At 67.9% G+C, this 16,811-nt stretch carries 14 protein-coding genes and 2 pseudogenes; 6 read left to right on the forward strand and 10 right to left on the reverse strand.

Going from position 1 to position 16,811, the window contains the following annotated elements; all coding sequences use genetic code 11:
* The 6 genes and pseudogenes from D473_RS0112010 to D473_RS26590 form a co-directional block, all read right to left on the reverse strand.
* Positions 1-471: pseudogene (locus D473_RS0112010) on the reverse strand (glycosyl transferase); the annotation flags it as partial.
* Entirely contained in the window at positions 471-1,454 is a 984-nt protein-coding gene (locus D473_RS0112015) for an NAD-dependent epimerase/dehydratase family protein (protein WP_017609316.1), read from the reverse strand. The pseudogene D473_RS0112010 and the gene D473_RS0112015, both read right to left, overlap by 1 nt.
* A 70-nt stretch (positions 1,455-1,524) precedes the next feature.
* The gene (locus D473_RS26060) at positions 1,525-2,187 is read right to left on the reverse strand and encodes a GNAT family N-acetyltransferase (protein ID WP_161626423.1); all 663 of its coding nucleotides are present in this window, start codon (positions 2,185-2,187) and stop codon (positions 1,525-1,527) included.
* Positions 2,184-3,200: an aldo/keto reductase gene (locus D473_RS0112025; protein ID WP_051043044.1), complete on the reverse strand. Its 1,017-nt coding sequence runs from the start codon at positions 3,198-3,200 to the stop codon at positions 2,184-2,186. The genes D473_RS26060 and D473_RS0112025 overlap by 4 nt, the downstream gene beginning before the upstream one ends.
* On the reverse strand, positions 3,200-4,789 hold the full coding sequence (locus D473_RS24745) for a PH domain-containing protein (protein ID WP_083917985.1): 1,590 nt from the start codon (positions 4,787-4,789) through the stop codon (positions 3,200-3,202). Before D473_RS24745 ends, D473_RS0112025 begins: the two co-directional genes overlap by 1 nt.
* A complete protein-coding gene (locus D473_RS26590; protein WP_241474771.1) occupies positions 4,786-5,196 on the reverse strand; it encodes a PH domain-containing protein in 411 nt (136 codons plus the stop codon). The genes D473_RS24745 and D473_RS26590 overlap by 4 nt, the downstream gene beginning before the upstream one ends.
* A 566-nt stretch (positions 5,197-5,762) precedes the next feature.
* On the opposite strand from D473_RS26590, the gene D473_RS0112035 reads away from it, so the two are divergent.
* The 3 genes from D473_RS0112035 (at position 5,763) to D473_RS26065 (ending at position 8,678) form a co-directional block, all read left to right on the forward strand.
* On the forward strand, positions 5,763-6,992 hold the full coding sequence (locus tag D473_RS0112035) for a class I SAM-dependent methyltransferase (protein ID WP_026126872.1): 1,230 nt from the start codon (positions 5,763-5,765) through the stop codon (positions 6,990-6,992).
* Positions 6,993-7,068: 76 nt separating this feature from the next.
* Entirely contained in the window at positions 7,069-8,088 is a 1,020-nt protein-coding gene (locus tag D473_RS0112040) for an SAM-dependent methyltransferase (RefSeq protein WP_033353265.1), read from the forward strand.
* Between the two features lie 68 nt (positions 8,089-8,156).
* Complete coding sequence (locus D473_RS26065; RefSeq protein WP_017609322.1) at positions 8,157-8,678, forward strand: tryptophan 7-halogenase; 522 nt, start codon at positions 8,157-8,159, stop codon at positions 8,676-8,678.
* Between the two features lie 215 nt (positions 8,679-8,893).
* On the opposite strand, the gene D473_RS0112050 is transcribed toward D473_RS26065, so the two are convergent.
* Positions 8,894-12,157, reverse strand: a complete 3,264-nt coding sequence (locus D473_RS0112050; RefSeq protein ID WP_017609323.1) for an efflux RND transporter permease subunit — start codon at positions 12,155-12,157, stop codon at positions 8,894-8,896.
* A gap of 122 nt (positions 12,158-12,279) precedes the next feature.
* Positions 12,280-12,522: a hypothetical protein gene (locus D473_RS0112055; RefSeq protein WP_241474772.1), complete on the reverse strand. Its 243-nt coding sequence runs from the start codon at positions 12,520-12,522 to the stop codon at positions 12,280-12,282.
* A gap of 188 nt (positions 12,523-12,710) precedes the next feature.
* Between D473_RS0112055 and D473_RS0112060 the strand changes: the two genes are divergently transcribed.
* The 3 genes and pseudogenes from D473_RS0112060 to D473_RS0112070 all read left to right on the forward strand — a co-directional run.
* Positions 12,711-13,886, forward strand: a complete 1,176-nt coding sequence (locus D473_RS0112060) for a sensor histidine kinase (protein ID WP_017609325.1) — start codon at positions 12,711-12,713, stop codon at positions 13,884-13,886.
* A complete protein-coding gene (locus tag D473_RS0112065) occupies positions 13,883-14,560 on the forward strand; it encodes a response regulator (RefSeq protein ID WP_033353278.1) in 678 nt (225 codons plus the stop codon). The genes D473_RS0112060 and D473_RS0112065 overlap by 4 nt, the downstream gene beginning before the upstream one ends.
* A 38-nt stretch (positions 14,561-14,598) precedes the next feature.
* Positions 14,599-14,787 (forward strand): annotated as a pseudogene (locus tag D473_RS0112070) (transposase); the annotation flags it as partial.
* 120 nt (positions 14,788-14,907) lie between these two features.
* On the opposite strand, the gene rfbB reads toward D473_RS0112070, so the two are convergent.
* The gene (rfbB, locus tag D473_RS0112075; RefSeq protein ID WP_017609328.1) at positions 14,908-15,843 is read right to left on the reverse strand and encodes a dTDP-glucose 4,6-dehydratase; all 936 of its coding nucleotides are present in this window, start codon (positions 15,841-15,843) and stop codon (positions 14,908-14,910) included.
* Positions 15,844-15,883: 40 nt separating this feature from the next.
* Entirely contained in the window at positions 15,884-16,810 is a 927-nt protein-coding gene (locus D473_RS0112080; protein WP_017609329.1) for an ornithine carbamoyltransferase, read from the reverse strand.
* Position 16,811: the final 1 nt, after the last annotated feature.

Genomic DNA, 16,811 nt, shown 5'->3' on the forward strand with positions numbered 1-16,811 from the left:
CACACAGAACAGAACCCGACCATGCGCAGCACCACAGGCCTCGGCCGCGATCGCCCCGGCGTAGATCATCGGATCCCACAGCACCAGGTCCGGCTGCCACTGGCACGCGAACTCCACCAGATCGGAGACGATGGGGACGTTGTTGACCCGATGCCCTCCGCGAGCGGCCTCGGCGTACCCGTCCCGCAGATATTCCCAAGTGGCCCGGTCCGGAGCGTCGAAAGCGTCGTAGGGCACCATGACGCCCTCGCGAATCTCCTCCAGCTGCTCGGGGCGGTGCGCGGTGATTCGCCAGTGTTCGAGGTCCCGCCCCACAGGCACGGCGGTCAGGCCGGCCTGGGTGATCACCTCCGCGAGCCTGGGCTGCGCGGCCACGCGGACCTCGTGTCCGGCGGTCCGCAGCGCCCACGCCAGGGGCGCCAAGTACTGGAAGACGGTCTTCTCCGCCCCTGCCACCAATACGACCCGCATCAGTACCCCCGCCCGTTTTCGGACTCCGCGAGCGTCACGACCGCGCCCTTCAGCCCCTGTTCCAGGGGCACTCGCGAGGACCAGCCGGTGACTTCCTCGAACGGGCCCGGGTCCAGGACGAAGTCCATCCTGTCGGTGACGACCGCGTAGTCGGCCGCGGGCACCGGGACCACCGGGACCGGCGGACTGCCCGTGTACTCCGAGACCGTCTCCGAGATCTTCGTGAACAGTTCGCCGATCGTGGTCTCCTCGCCCCGGCCGATCAGCCAGTACCGCCCCGCCGTCCGGTCGATCCGGTCCAGCGCTGCGGTGAATGCCTTGGCCGCGTCGTCCACGCACAGCAGGTCGCGCTTGGGGGCACCGTCGAACCACATAGTGATGGGGCGGCCAGCGAGCGCCTGGCGGATCATCAGCGCCACCACGCTCCGGTCCTCCACACCCTGGTCCGGCCCCTGCGAGTAGAGGGTGGCCAACTGGAGCGAACTCCCCCGAACGAGCCCCTCCTCGTTGGCCTGTTCGATCGCCTGCCAGGCCGCGTCCTTGTGCCGGTCGTAGATGGTGATCGGGACGTCCTCCTCGGCGGAGGGGTCACGCACCAACTGGGACATCGACCCCGCGAAGAGCAGGACGGGGGGCTGCTCGGGTCGCTGCTTCCGGATGGCCTCCAGCACGTCGTGCACCAGGCCGACGTTGACCCGCTCGGCCTTGTTGTCCTCCGTGATGACCCGCCAGGTGCTCTCGCCCACCGAATGGACGACGAGGTGGATCACCACGTCGGCTCCGTCGACCGCCCGGGCCACCGCGCCGGGTTCGGTGAGGTCGCCCGTACACGTCTCGACGTGCGCTCGGCGGTCCTCGGGCACCTTGGGTGGATTCCTGCTGGCGAGCCGCAGCCGCACCGGCCGCTGTGCCAGTTCGCGGACAATGGCTGTACCCAGGAGCCCCGAGGCCCCGAGAACGGTGATGAGCCGTGGCTCCGACACGTTTCCTCCTGATGGTTCGTTCGTTCGGCTGGGGCCCGGCGCCTCAACCGCCGGAGAGGGACGTGTGGGACTACCCGTCGTCGGAGGGCTCGCTTTCCGGGGTCTCGGCCCGGGCGGCCTCCGATGGCTTGGGCGCGGCCCGCGAAAGTACGCCCGGCTCGGTCTCGGGGGGCTCGGAGGGTGCTTCGCGCCAGTTCATGGAAGTGGGCAGTACACCGGCCAGATCTGTATCGATGAGGGCCTCCCAGTCCGCGCGGTCGATGTGGAAGGTGTGCAGGTCCCAGGGACGCCCTCGGAAGTAGAGGTGGTCGCTCAGAACCCCGTCCTTGTCCGACTGGCTGAAGGAGAGCCCGAAGGAGGCCGAGCTCGCCTCCGTGGTCTGGGTGATGAGTCGGTCGACACGGAACATGGCGAAGGCGTAGTTGACCGTCAGGAAGACCGCTTCCGAACCCACTCCGAGGTGCAGGCGGTCCTTGTCCAGGTAGAGCCCACAGCGCATGTGCCCGGCCTGGTCGTGGCCGTAGAGAGCGCTAAAACCGAGCTCGTCGCCGGTGGACCGGTGGATGACGACGAACACCGTGTCCAGGCTCCGCAGCAGCGACCGTGTGGGCAGGTCGGCGGGGCGGAAGCTCTCGAACCCCTGGCGCAGCAGGGTGTCGAAGAACCCCTTGTGATCGGCCACCGAGGCCGGACGGAAAATGAGCCTGCGCGACGTGGTGTGCGGAAAGATCATGCCCATCGTCTGCTCCTGTCGTCGGTGGGACGGGCCTCCGTGCCCGTTCTCCCAGCGCGTTCCTCGTCCCAGCGCATCTCGCCCTCCGCGTCCGGAAGGCCCTCCAGATCCTTCAAGTCGTTCGCGGTGAGGGTGAGGCGCACCGCCCCGTGGTTCTCCTCCAGCCAGCGCATCCTCCGGGTCCCAGGTATCGGCACGACCGAATCGCTCTGTGCGAGGACCCAAGCCACGGCCACCTGGGCGGGCGTCGCACCGTGCCGTTCGGCCACCTTTTCCAGGCCGTGGACGATCGCCCGGTTGACGCGCATGGCCGGTTCCTCGAAACGGGGGTCGCGCCGGCGCGAGTCCCCCTCGATCAGATCGCCCTCGTTGACCCGGCCGGACAGGAATCCCCGGCCCAGCGGAGCGAAGGCCAGGAAACCCACCCCATTGCGCTCGCACCAGGGCAGGAGGGCGTCCCGGCTGCGCCGTTCCCACACCGACAGTTCGTACTGGATCGCGGTAATGGGGTGGATCGCGTGCACCCGTTCGATCTCCTCGCGGGTGGCGTGGGAGATCCCAAGCCCGCGCACCTTGCCCTCCTGCACGAGCTCGCCCAGGGCCCCCCAGGTCTCGGCCAGGGGGACCTCGGGGTCCACGCGGTGCAACTGATAGAGGTCGATCACCTCGGTGCCGAGTCGCCGAAGCGAGCCCTCACAGGCCCTGCGCAGGTGTTCGGGCCGGCCATCGCGCCGGAACGTGCCGTCCTCCCGGGCGATGAGCCCGCACTTGGTCGCGACCTGCCCCTTCCCGGGGCAGGAGCCCAACGCCCGGCCGAGCAGGAGTTCATTGCTGAACGGGCCGTAGACGTCGGCACTGTCGAACAGGTTGATCCCGAGGTCGAGAGCCCGGTGGATGACGCGGACCGATTCCTCGGGGTCCCTGTCGTCCTCCCCGTAGCCGTGGGACATCGAGCTACAGCCGAGCCCCATCCGGCTCGCCGAGAAGTCGTCCGCAATCTCCGTGTATCGCATTACTTCCGCATCTCCCGCTTGGCTGATCGGTGGGTGGTGTCCTCGACGAGGAAGTCGGCGAGCAGCTCCGGGGTCGTCTGCCCCGCGAACCAGGGGGCATCGCCGACCGCCATGTCGGGCGCCTTGTAGTGACGCGCCCCGGCGGCGGTCAGGACCCCGACGGACATCAGGCCGAACAACCGCTGGGCGAGGGACTGGCGGAACCGCCAACCGGCCACGGCCCGGGTCTGGAGCGCAACGGTCGTACGGGACCACAGTCCCCACCGTGTCACCACGTAGGGGCCCACCCTCGTGTGTCCCAGGGAGCGGTAGGCGATCGCCGCAAGGAGGAAGAACAACGGTGACGCCACGGCGACAACCGTCATCCAGTGTTCCTCCACCGGCCACGCCTTCACGGCGGCAGCCGCGATCACGGACACGACCGCGGCCCATCCGAACCGTCGGTACAAGGCCGCCCGGGGGTGCGGGGTCAGCGGTGCTTCCAAGGGGCAGATCCCGTCCTGGAGGATCAGCCCGGCCACGCGCCGCGCCTCCTTGCCCGAGGTCTTGGGCAGGACGATGCTCGGCGGGTCGGTCCCCGGGGTCCAGGCGGCCAGCCCCGTGGAGACGACCTCGGTCTCCGTGGTTCCCATCCAGCGGCCGAGCAGCGGTTGGCTCACACTCATGCCGCGCAGGCGGCGGTCCTCGCGGTTGACCTCGCGGGTACGCAGGAGCCCTTCCCTGGTCCGCAGGACCGTACCGTCATCGGTGCGGACCCGCTCCAGCCGGAAGCCCCATCGGTCCTTGAAGAAGCCGATGGTGAGGAACACGGTGCCGATGAGGTGGAGGCAAAGTCCGCCGACCAGAACCGAGCCAAGGGTGCCGAGCGCGTCCCAGTCCCACAGGCCGCGGAACACGTCGCGCAGGTCCACAGCGAAAACCTGGAAGGTCCAGAAGGCGCTGAACAGAAGCAGCGCCCCTATGGCCGCTGCCCACATACTGGTCGCGTTGTAGAGGATCCAGTGCCGGCGCAGGACAGCGATCGGCTCCGGGCCGTCGGTGCCCTCGTCCTCCTCGGCGTGGGCGCCCATCAGCTCACGGCGCAGCCGCTCGGCCTCGTCGGCCTGGATGGCGTCGAGTTTGAAGGCGCTCCCCTTCTCGCCGGAGCCCACCTCCAGGATCCGCAGGCGGGCGATACGGTGCCTCAGACGCGCGCCGGTCTCCACTGTGCGGATCCGTTCCCGGGGAACGTACCTGTAAGTGCGCACGACCCGGCCCGTGATCAGCTCCACCCGGTCGTCGGTGATCCGGTACCACGTCTTCCACCAGCGGTTCAGGCCGAGCACGGTCCCCGTGACTCCGATGGAGCTGATGATCAGTGCGGGCCAGAGCCCGAAGGATCCGGAGTCGGCGTCCACCCCGAAAAAGACCCGCGCCACGACTGTCGGTACCAGGGAGACCAGAAGGCCGAACAGGTTGACCCACACGACCCGCAGGTCGAGCCGGGACCAGGGCACGTCGTCGGTCTCCGCGTGGGACTGCGGCCCGGGGCCACGTCCACTGTCGGAGCGGATCTCCTCGGCAGCCCCTGGTGGTGACATACTGCTCATGTGGCATCACCGGGAGTACTCCATGTGATCTCTGTGAGTGCACGCGCCGCCTCGGTGGCGATGTCCGCATCCACTCCAGGGACGACGACGGTGCCCTCCTCGGAAGCCGTGGTGACCCGGAGCGTCGCCAGCCCGAAGAGCCGCTGGAGGGGACCTCGCACCGTATTCACCCCCTGGATTCTCGACACCGGAGCGATGCGCCATTCTCTGACCAGCCATCCGGTGAGCGAATAAGCAGCCTTATCGGTAAATTCCCACCGGTGGACCAGATAACGACTCAACGGCATGACGATAACGGTCGGCGCGCTCCCGACAGCAACAACCCAGAACACCGGTTCGCTCCAGGATCTGACTCCTTCCCAGAAAACGGGTACGGCCCACAGGAGGGCCAGCAGAAGAACCGACACGAGAAGAGCCTGGAGTGCCCACCAGTAGAGCGCTCTCCGCTCGATCCGATATCGCGGGGGCCGTAGTCGGACAGGGATTTTCCCGACCGCTCCCGAAGTGGGCGGCCGACGACTGGTCCGAGTCATACGGACATAGTGCATGATTCCCGCGCCAGGAACAACGCAGTGCGTCCCGATTCGATTTACCCAGACCCGATGCCCCTCACGTCAGCGCGCACGTGCGGGTGCGCCGTCCCGCTGGCGGGACAGCACACCCGCACGTGCGCCACATCCGGCGAAAGTCGTCGGGCTCCAGCCGTGAACACGCCTGCGGGAGGCGTGCCCACCTCCATTCCGAAAAATCCTCCGACAAGCCGCCGGCCCCGGAAAAGGGATCCTGGGCACCGACCCACGAAAATCAGCCTGGGCACCTCAGGGGGAATGATGTAGCGTCGCCCCGGACATCCCCTCTGAAGTTAGGGCGGACTTCCGGTATCACGGGTGCGTCGCGTCTTGCGTACAGCCGGGGACCCGAGACACCGGACACCCGTGCCCATGGAACAAAAAGAAGAGAACCGGTTGGAGCAATGACCGCAAAATCATCTTGCCGAGTTTGCCAGAGCCCTGTTACAGAATTCTTCGATTTCGACCGCCAGCCGCTTTCCGATGCTTTCCTGCTTCCGGACTCCGACCACTCCGAAGAGTTCTTCTACCGACTCACTGTTGGAATGTGCGAGTCGTGCTCCATGGTGCAGCTCATGGAGGAGGTCCCCCGGGACCGCATGTTCAACGAGGGCTACCCCTACTTTTCCTCCGGGTCGGCCTTCATGCGCGAGCACTTCGAGGGGCTCGCGAAACGGTTCATGGGGACCGAACTCACTGGTGACGACCCCTTCATCGTCGAAATCGGCTGCAACGACGGCGTCATGCTCCGCGCCATCGCCCAGTCAGGGCTGCGCCACCTGGGCATCGAGCCCTCGGGCAGCGTCGCCGACGCCGCCGCCGAGCAGGGGATCCGGGTCAGGAAGTCCTTCTTCGAGGAGTCCACGGCCAAGGAGATCCTGGAGGCCGATGGCCCCGCCGACGTCATCTACTCCGCAAACACGATCTGCCACATCCCCTACATCGGGTCCATCCTGGACGGGATCGCCGCGCTGCTGTCCCCGAACGGCGTGTTCGTGTTCGAGGACCCCTACCTCGGCGACATCGTCGACAAGACTTCCTTCGACCAGATCTACGACGAGCACTTCTTCCTGTTCAGTGCCCAGTCGGTCGCGGCGATGGCCGCCCGGCACGGCTTGGAGCTCGTCGACGTCGAGCACCTTGCGGTCCACGGCGGCGAGGTGCGTTACACCCTCGCCCGCGCGGGGAGCCGCACCCCGGCGCCGGCCGTCACCGAGCTTCAGGAGCAGGAGCACGAACGCGACCTGCACACCCTGGACACCCTGCGTGGCTTCGGCAGCCGCGTGCTGACCATCCGTGACGACCTGGTCTCCCTCCTGCGCCGGCTCAAGAAGGAGGGCAAGCGCGTGGTCGGCTACGGCGCGACCGCCAAGAGCGCCACAGTGACCAACCTGTGCGGCATCGGCCCCGACCTCGTCGAGTTCGTGTGCGACAGCACCCCCGCCAAGCAGGGTCGGCTCACGCCGGGCGTGCACATCCCGGTCCGGGAGGCATCGGCATTCTCCTCTCCCTACCCCGACTACGCGCTCCTCTTCGCCTGGAACCACGCCGAGGAGATCATGGCCAAGGAGCAGGAATTCCGTGAGGCCGGGGGCCAGTGGATCCTCTACGTGCCCGACGTCAGAACCGTGTGAACCGGCCGTACGACATTCCCGCCTTCCCGACCACCATGCCGTTCGGAATCGCGCTCCAGCAGAAAGGCAAGGAACCATGTCAGATGTGAGATCGCCTCGACCGCTCCCCTCCGGCAGCGGATCGGCGGGGCTCTTCAACGCGACGGTCGCGGGCTTCGCGATCGCATCCGCGTGGGAGGTCGGGGCTCTCGACGCCCTGCGCGAGCAGGAACGGGTCTCTGCCCCGGACTTCGCCGCCCGGCACGACCTCCACCTTCCCGCGACCCGGGCCCTGTTCACCGCCCTGGCAGCCGGAGGCGTGTGCATCCGCGACGAGACCGACACGGATCTCTTCCACACCGGCCCCGAACTGGATGAGGTCTACCGGCACAAGGCGTTCTTCCACTGGCTCACGATCGGCAGCGCCGGGCTCTTCTCCGACATGCCCCGGGTCATGCGCAACGCCAACCGCGTCGGCGACTTCTACCGGCGTGACGCGGCCGCCATCGGCTTCGCGTGCCGGGACATCAATCAGAACTCGTTCGACCCGGTGTTCTGGGAGGCCATGCACGGCTTGGACTTCGAGTTCTCGCACGTGGCGGACCTGGGCTGCGGTAGCGGCGGACGGCTCGCCCAGATCGCCTCGTTCCGCCCCGAAGCCACCGGTGTCGGGATCGACCTCGCCCCCGACACCATCGAAGCGGCGTCCGACCATCTGGCGGCCCAGGGCGTCGGCGACCGCTTCACCTTCGCCGAGGCCGATGTCCGCGACCTCGCCCCCGACCCCGAGTTCGAGAAGGTCGAGCTACTCACCTGCTTCATGATGGGCCACGACTTCTGGCCCCGGGAACAGTGCATCGCCTCACTGCGCAAGCTGCGAGAGGCCTTCCCCAACGTCAAGCGCTTCCTACTGGGGGACACTGCCCGGACCAGCGGCGTCCCGGACCAGGAGAAGCCGGTCTTCACCCTCGCGTTCGAGACGGCGCACGACTTCATGGGTGTCTACCTGCCCACCCTGCAGGAGTGGGAGGGGGTCTTCGAGGAGGGCGGTTGGAAGCTCCACAACACTCGTACCGTGCACACCCCCGCCGATTCTGTCCTGTTCGAGCTCTCATGAACGTCTGACCCCGCCCCGCTCGCGCTCCGCGGCGGGGTCCCCCACTCCTCTGTCCTCTGGAGGATTCCATGATCAGCCCCTTGGTGATCGGAGACGGCGGTACGGCCGGTTGGATGGGGCCCAGCCACTCGGAGGACGCCTTCGGCGGCCGCATCGATGTCGCTCTGGTCGAGTCGGCCCAGGTGTCGATGATCGGTGTCGGAGAGGCGGCCTCCGATACCGTGCGCCACTTCCCCGACAGCAACTGGTCCCCGGCTAACACCGCGGCCTGCAACGAGCGCGTCACCAGCACCGTGGACGGGGCCGAGGAGCTCCTGGTCCTGCATTACCGGTCGGCCCGGCGTCAGGACACCCCGTGCTGGAAGGACGTCCACCAACGGCCGCTGCCCGACAGCGTCGCCGAGAAGTTGGAGCCGGCCCCGACTCCTCGGCAAGGAGGCCACGTCCCACTGAATCCGGGACGCCTGCCACGCATGCCGAACCCGGCGCCAGCCCGCATCGACCCGTCCGATGTCCAGCAGGAGTTCACGAACCTCCGGGCGGGATCGAGGAGCCGGCGTCCCACTTCCCGGGCGGCCGCGAGCACCTGAGAACCTCCATGAGTGAGCTCTGCCCCTCCCCCCGGCCTACGGCGCTCCAGCCGTGGCGGCGGAAGAGCTCCGTTCCTTCCTGAGCAGCCGCTACGCCGGCATCGCAGTGGTGACGTCGGCGACCCTGGCGAGATCCCGCTGGTCTCTCCCGTACGCGCACGAAGGAGGGGCCGGTCACGCGATCGCGTGACCGGCCCCTCCTTCGTGCGCGGGGGTCAATTCTCCTCTTGGCCCCCGGTCTCGTGCTGGTCGCCGGCGGCGTGCCCGCCACCGGGTCGGTCAGACTCCACCGAATCGCTCTCCTGCGGGGCGGGGTCGGCGGCCGTGCCCGCGCGCTTGAACTCTCGTTCGCGGGACCTGCGAATCCGACGCTCGCGCCAGCTCTGTTTGGTCTCCTCCAACATCATGTAGAGGGTCGGGACCACGATGAGCGTCAACAGGGCCGAGCTCGTCAGGCCACCGATGACCACGATCGACAGAGCCTGGGCGATGAACACGCTCCCACTGCCCAGACCGATGGCCATCGGGACCAGAGCGCCCATCGTCGCCAGGGAGGTCATGAGGATCGGCCGCAGCCTGTGCCGCGTTCCCTCGATGACCGCCTCGGCCAGCGTCATCCCCTCGGCCCGGTACTGGTTGATGAGATCGATGAGCATGATCGCGTTGGTGACCACGATGCCGACCAGCATGAGCATTCCGATACCCGCGGACATACTCATTGCGGTGTCGGTCACGACCAAGCCGACCACGGAGCCGGTCACCGCCAGCGGCACGGACACCATGAGGATCAACGGCTGGGCCAGGCTCCGAAGCGTGGCGACCATGATGACGAACACGATGGCGATCGAGGCGAGCAGCACGATCCCCAGATCGCTCTGGGCCTCCTCCTGCGTCTCCGCGTCCCCCACAACCGTGTAGGACACACCGTCAGGCAGTTCGAGCTTCTCCATCTCGGCGGTCACCTCGTCCGAGATGAGCGGAAGGTCCATCGTGGACCCCTCGACCCCCACCCGGGAGCTGCGCTCTCCCTCGGTATGTGTCACGGCGGCCGGGCGCTCGACCTGCTCGACGTCGGCCAACTCCCCCAAGCGGACCGTGCCTCGCTCGCCCTCCAGTTCGAGGTCGCGCAGTTCACCGAGGTCAGCCGGCGCGTCGCCCAGGTCGATCATGATGTCGCGCTCGGTCCCGCCAAGCATGATCTGGCCCAGGTCCATGCCGTTCATGGCGCTCTCGACGGCCCAGGAGAGCTGTTCGTCGTCGAAGCCGTTCTCGGCGGCGCGCGCGGGGACGGGCGTCACCTCGATGCCCGAGACAACCGTGTCCAACTCGTTGGACACGTCGCCGGCATGATCGACATCTCCCATCATGGCGGCGACGTCGGCGGCGGCCTCCTCCAGGTCATCGGCGTCGTCGGAGCGCAACTCCACCTCGACCCGGTTGCCGCTGGACTCACCCGACTGGAACATAGTCCCGACCGTCAGGGTCCCCGCTTCGTCCAGACCGTCCAACTGCTCCTGAATGTCGCCACGTACCTCGGCCACGTCGCTCTCGGGGTCGACGGTCACCCAGAAGTTGGCGGAGTGGGACGCGGTAGTGGCGCCGTCGCTGCCGACCGTGGCCTCGTAGGAGACGACGTCGTCGACGTCGTCGAGCAGATCCTCGACCTCGCGCGCGGCCTCGTCCGTGACTTCCAGCGCTGTACCAGGCGGGAGTTCCTGCTGGATGCTGAGCTGGTTCTGTCCGCTGTCCTCCAGGAAGACGAACCGCAGCCCCGTACCCAGGACGATGCTGGCAATGAAGATCACGAACGCCGTGGTGAGGATGCCCCAACGGCGCCAGGTCCGCCATCCGCGGTTCTCGCGGTGGACCGCCCCCTTGATGATGGGCAGGTAGGCGCGCTGTACCCAGCTCTTGCGCTCGCGCTCCTGGGCCCGCCGGACGGCCTCCACACGTTCCTCCTCGGGCACGGCTTCGTCCTTGAGGAACCAGTGGGCCAGGAGCGGGATGACAGCGAAGGCGACGACGAGGGAGGCCAGCAGGGCCACCGACATCGCGATACCGAACGGCTGGAAGAGCAGCCCCAGCTCACCGCCGATGAATGCTAGTGGCAGGAACACCGCCGCCGTGGCCAGCGTGGAGGAGACGACCGCGCTGGCCACCTCACGCACAGCCGTGATGATGGAGCTCAACCGTTCCCCGCCGTAGGACAGATGTCGCTTGATGTTCTCCAGGACCACGATGGAGTCGTCCACCACGCGGCCGATCGCCGCCGTGAGCCCGGCGAGGGTGAGAATATTGAGCGTGTTCCCGGTCAGCCAGAGCACGACGAGGCCGGTCAGCAAGGAGAGGGGGATCGAGACCAGTGTGACCAGAGTCGTGCGCACCGACATCAGGAACAGCATGATGAGCGCGATGACGGCGACCAGGCCGATGAGGCCCTCGTTCATGAGGCCGTCGATGGAGTCCTCGATGAAGGGCGCTGTCTCGACGGTGGCGAACAGCTCGCCTTCGGAACCGAGGTCCTCGGCCAGGGTGGGGAGGGCCGAGTGCACCTGCTGGGAGACCTCGATGATGTTGGCGGCCCGCTCCTTGTACACGGTCAGGCTGACCGCGTCGGAACCGTTGCCCCGGGTGTAGGACTCTTCCTCTTGTACAGCCCACTCGACGTCGGCCACGGCATCGAGTCCCACGGTGTCGGCGGAGGAAGAGGGGTCCGGGTCCGCGGGGTCGGGCTCGGGGAGCATGTGGAGGTCCTCCAGGTCCTCCAGCGTGGCGTTGTCGCTGCCGACCGTGATCGCCAGAGTCTGCTCGTCCACCGTGAGGTCGCCTCCGGGCAGCAGGAGCCCGCTGCCCTCCAGCACGGTGGTGATGCTCTCCACGCTCAGACCGCGCTCCTCGAGTTCGTCCTCGTCCGGCGTGATCTCGATGTATTGGCTCTGGTCGCCCCAGACGTCCACCTGGCGGACGCCCCCGATCTCCTCCAGGGCCGGCACGACGCGCTCGTCGAGGTTGGCCGAGAGCGTACCGGCGCTCTCGTCGGCGCTGGCGGACAAGGTGAGCACGAAGTCGTCGTCCTCACCGCCCCCCTGGTCCATGACCTCGACCTCGGTGTTCGCCGGAATATCGGCCTGGGCCTCGTTGACGCGCTGCCGGACGCCGTCGATCGACTGCTCGGCATCGGCGTCCACCTCGAAGTCGGCCTCGATGACCGTCAGGCCCTGGGTGGAGGTGGAGGCGAGGTCGTCCAGACCGTCCAGGGACTCCAGGCTCGACTCGATCGGATCTGCGACCTCCTGGCTCATCACCTCGGGGGAGGACCCGGGGTAGGAGGCGTAGACGTGCGCACTGGGCGGGTCCAGCGAAGGGAAGAGCTCCACCTTCATCGCGCTGACGGAAACGAACCCGAAAACGACGACAACAACGCTGAGCAGAACCACCAGTACGCGGTTCACGATACTGAAGCGGGTGAGCCCTACCATGGCTTTCTCCATCTACTTCGCGGCGAGTGGAGCGACATAATCCGCGTTTTCTCCTTGTTGCTTCGGGGTTTATCTGTGGTGATATCTCTGATCCCGAACATCGCCCGGGAGGTCCGTACGCCCTACTTGTCGGACCGGTTCGGGTCGAGTCGGTCGGACACGATCAGGATCGTCACCGCCAGGACAGCGATGAACAGGTTCGCGTAGAGTTCGTAACCCTCCAGGAAGGGGATTCCGGGGATCACGACACGGTTGAAGAAATTCAGGACCTGGCTCAGAAAAGGTTGGACGAGCAAGTGGTCGATGGCTCCACTGACACCCATGACCGCGACCACGAAAGCTACTGTCTGAATGAATTTGATCATGGCTCGACGCTATCGATGGCGCCGCTTCGGCGGATCGCTCGTGGGTGCCGGACCACCAGCCCATGGTCGTCCCGGGAGCGACCGGGGTGGCACGAAAGTACGGGAACCCCGGACGCCCTCACGACTTTCGTTCCGCTCCGCCCGACAGCCGATGGTCAGAGGAGACCGTCCCGGGTAGTTTGAACGCGATGAAGCACACCGGCAGCACGGACCCGCCCCGTCGCGCTCCCAGGGACTGGGCCATCGATACAGGGCTGTTCATGGCTGCCGCCGCGTACGGTGTGCTGATCTCCGGGCTCCGGGTGGAGGACCCCCACACCGCCGGCACCATCCCCGTCTGGCTGTTCAACCTCGACCAGGCCGTCGGACTGCTGGCCTGCATCGCGCTGTGGTTCCGCCGCCGATGGCCGCTCGGCCTGGCGCTGGTCCTCATCGGGCTCTCGGTCTACCTGGAGATGGTCGTCGGCGCCATGCTGGTGGCGATGTTCACCGTTGGCACGCGCCGCACGCCCCAGGTCTGCCTGGCCCTGCTCTGCTCCGGTGTCGTCGCCTCTTTCGCCCACGCCCTCCTGCGCCCGGAGCTACGCCTCGGCTACTCCGTGGCCGAGACCGTCTTCCAGAACGCGATCCTGCTGGCCGCCACCGTCGGCTGGGGCCTGTACCTGCAGCACCGCCGACAGCTCGTGGTCTCGCTGCGCGAGCGCGCCGAGCAGGCCGAGGCCGAGACGCGCCGTAGCGCCGAACTGGCCAAGCGCCAGGCCAGGGACGAGATGGCCCGCGAGATCCACGACGTCCTGGGCCACCGTCTGTCCCTGCTCAGCCTGCACGCCGGTGCGCTGTCCTACCGGCCGGACATGCCCCGCGAGGACCTGGTCAGCGCCACGACGGTGCTCCGCGAAGGCACCCACCAGGCCCTCCAGGACCTGCGCGAGGTCATCGGGGTCCTGCGTGCCCCGGTCAGCGAGCTGCCCCAGCCCACGCTGGAGGACCTGCCCGTCCTGATCGAGGAGACCCGCCGGGCCGGGATGTCGGTGTCCCTGGAGATCGACACCCCGCAGGCCCCGCCGGACCGGGTGGCACGCGCCGCCTACCGGATCACCCAGGAAGCATTGACCAACGCACGCAAGCACGCGCCCGGCGCCGAGGTGCGTGTGGCCGTGTCCGGTTCACCCGAGGAAGGACTGAGCGTCGACGTGACCAACACACCTCCTGCTCCCACAACAGACGGCGAGGCGTCCCGGAGCTCGAATCAGGGCCTCCTGGGCCTCTCCGAGCGTGTGTCGCTGCTGCGCGGCCACCTGGAGCACGGTCCGACGGACGAGGGGGGCTGGCGCGTGGGCGCACGGCTGCCGTGGTCGCCATGAACAGCACCGTTCCGGAGACGATCCGGGTCCTCATCGTGGACGACGACCCCCTCGTGCGTTCCGGGCTGCGCATCATGCTCGGCGGCGCACCGGACCTGCGGATGGTGGCGGAGGCCGACGACGGCAGCGAAGTCATCGACCAGATCGATCTGCACGAGCCCGACATCGTGCTCATGGACATTCGGATGCGCCGGCTCGACGGACTGTCCGCGACCCGGGCTCTGCGGGCCCGGACCGACCCGCCTCAGGTCATCGTGCTCACCACGTTCGACGCCGACCACTACGTCCTGGGCGCGCTGCGGGCGGGGGCTGCGGGGTTCCTGCTCAAGGACACCCCTCCCGAGGAGATCATCACCGCGGTCCGGCACGCCGCCCGCGGCCTGCCGGTCCTGTCTCCGGAGGTGACACGGCGCCTGATCACGCGCGTCACCGAAACCGGGGAGGACCGGCGCCGGACAGAGGCGCTCGACCGGCTGGCCGGGCTCAGCGAGCGCGAGCGGGAGGTCGCGCTCGCCGTGGCCAGGGGGCTGTCGAACGCCGAGATCGCCCAGCGGCTCCACTTCAGCGTGTCCACGGTCAAGACGCACACCTCCCGCCTCTTGGCCGCACTGGGCTTCAACAACCGCGTCCAGATCGCGATCCTCGTCCACGAGGCCGGTCTGCTGGATGACTGAAGCGGCGACCTCGATGGCGGCGATGGTGTCGGCGGCACGTGGTGCGCCTGGCCAAGATCCGCTGGCGTATCGAGCACGACTACCGCGAGCTCAAGCACGGGCTCGGGTCGGACCACTACGAGGGGCGCACCTGGCGGGGCTGGCACCACCACGTCACTCTGGTCGCCGCTGCTCAGGCGTTTCTGCCCCCGCGAAGGCTCGGCCTAGAACACCTGACGCCGTTCTGAACCCGTACCAGGTCTCGCAAGAGCTCCAGGCGGTGCTGCTGTGCTGGACCGGCGTGTGTGTCACCTGCCATCAGCCGCTCGCACAGCAGCACCGACCAGACACGGGTTGACAAAGTACTACTAGGCCTCGACCTTGTGTTTCCACCACGAGGGATGGTCGACGTACCAGCGGACGGTCGCCGTGAGCGCGTCGTCGAAAGAGTGCTGCGGTTCGTACCCCAGAGCGCGCAGCTTGGAGTCGTCGAGCGAGTAGCGCCGGTCGTGCCCGGGACGGTCCGGCACTCGGGTGACCCGGTCCCAGCCGACTCCGACGGCCCCCAGGATCCGGCCCGTCAGATCCACGTTGCTCAGTTCCTCCACCCCGGCGATGTTGTACACCTCGCCGGGAGCCCCGCTGCCGCACACCGTGTGGATGCCCCGACAGTGGTCCTCGACGTGGACCCAGTCCCGGACGTTGCCCCCGTCACCGTAGAGGGGCACGCTCTTGCCCTGGAGGAGGTTGGTGACGAAGCGCGGGATCAGCTTCTCGGTGAACTGGTAGGGACCGAAGTTGTTGCCGCAGCGCGTGACGGAGACCGGGAGCCCGTACGTGATCCAGTAGGCGAGGGCGATCATGTCGCTGCCTGCCTTGGAGGCGGCGTACGGAGAACGGGGGCGCAAGGGCGACTCTTCGTCCCACGAACCGGAGTCGATGGTGCCGTACACCTCGTCCGTGGAGACGTGGACGACCTTGGGCACCCCAGCGTCCAGACACGCCTGCATGAGGGTTTGGGTGCCGAGGACGTTGCTGTGGACGAACTCCGCGGAGCCCTCGATGGAACGGTCCACATGGGACTCGGCGGCGAAGTGGACCACCAGGTCGTGTCCGGGCACGACCTCGGCCAACAGTTGGGCATCGCACACGTCCCCGTGTACGAAGTCGTGCTCGACGCCGGCCAGATTCGCCCGGTCGGCGGCGTAGGTGAGGCGGTCCAGCACGGTGACGTGCTCGCCCCTCAGGGAACGGACGAAGTGGGAGCCGATGAAGCCGGCGCCTCCGGTGACAAGGATCTTCATGGAGCGTCGGGCCTTTCCGTGTGTGGGGGGGCAAGTCGCGTCATCGGCCCAGGCACCACTCCAGGACGGCCATGGCGCTGTGCAGCTTGTGCTGGGCCTGGGCGAAGGCGATACTGTCCGGTCCGTCCAGGACCTCGGCCGTCACCTCTTCGCCCCGATGCGCCGGGAGATCGTGCATGAAACCGGCTCCGGGACAGCGGCGCATGACCGCACGGTCCACGCGGAAGGGGGCGAAGGCGGTGCGCCAGTCCGGGTCCGGCTTGTCCGTGCCTGTGGTCTGCCAGCGTGTGGTGTAGACGGCGTCCACCTGCTCAGGCAGGTCGGCCATGTCGTGGCGCTCGGCAACCGAGGCCCCGGTGCGAGCGGCCGTCTCCCGCGCCTCGGCGAGGATCCCCGGGTCCAGGCCGTATCCGGGTGGTGTGCGCAGCTCCAGTGCGGTGCCGGGGAACCGGGACAGGGCCAGGGCCAGGGCGGCGGCCGTGTTGTTGCCCTCGCCGACGTAGAGCAAGCGCACGCCCTCAACCCGGCCGAGTTCGACGGTCAGGGTGGTCAGGTCGGCCAGGGCCTGTGTGGGGTGTTCGTCGGCGCTCATCGCGTTGACGACAGCCCCGCAGTGGCGGGAGAAGACATCCATCTCCTCGCGCAGACCGGCGGTGCGCATGACCAGCCCGTCCACCATGCCCCCGAGCACGCGGGCCGTGTCCTGCGTGGTCTCCCCGGTATTGGTCTGCAGGTCGTCGGGCCCGTAGGACACCACCTGAGCGCCCAGCCGCATGGCCCCGGCACTGAAGGAGGTGCGGGTGCGGGTCGAGGTCTTGCGGAAGTACACGCCGACGACCCGTCCGGCCAAGCGGGACTCCGCCGCACGCAGGTCGGACGCGAACTCCGCACCGCGGCCGACGATCGTCCGGACGTCGTCGTCGGACAGGTCCCGCAGGGTCAGGACGTGTCGTCCAGGGTTCGCCATT

It is taken from the genome of Nocardiopsis xinjiangensis YIM 90004, assembly GCF_000341145.1.
Taxonomy (GTDB): Bacteria; Actinomycetota; Actinomycetes; order Streptosporangiales; family Streptosporangiaceae; genus Nocardiopsis; species Nocardiopsis xinjiangensis.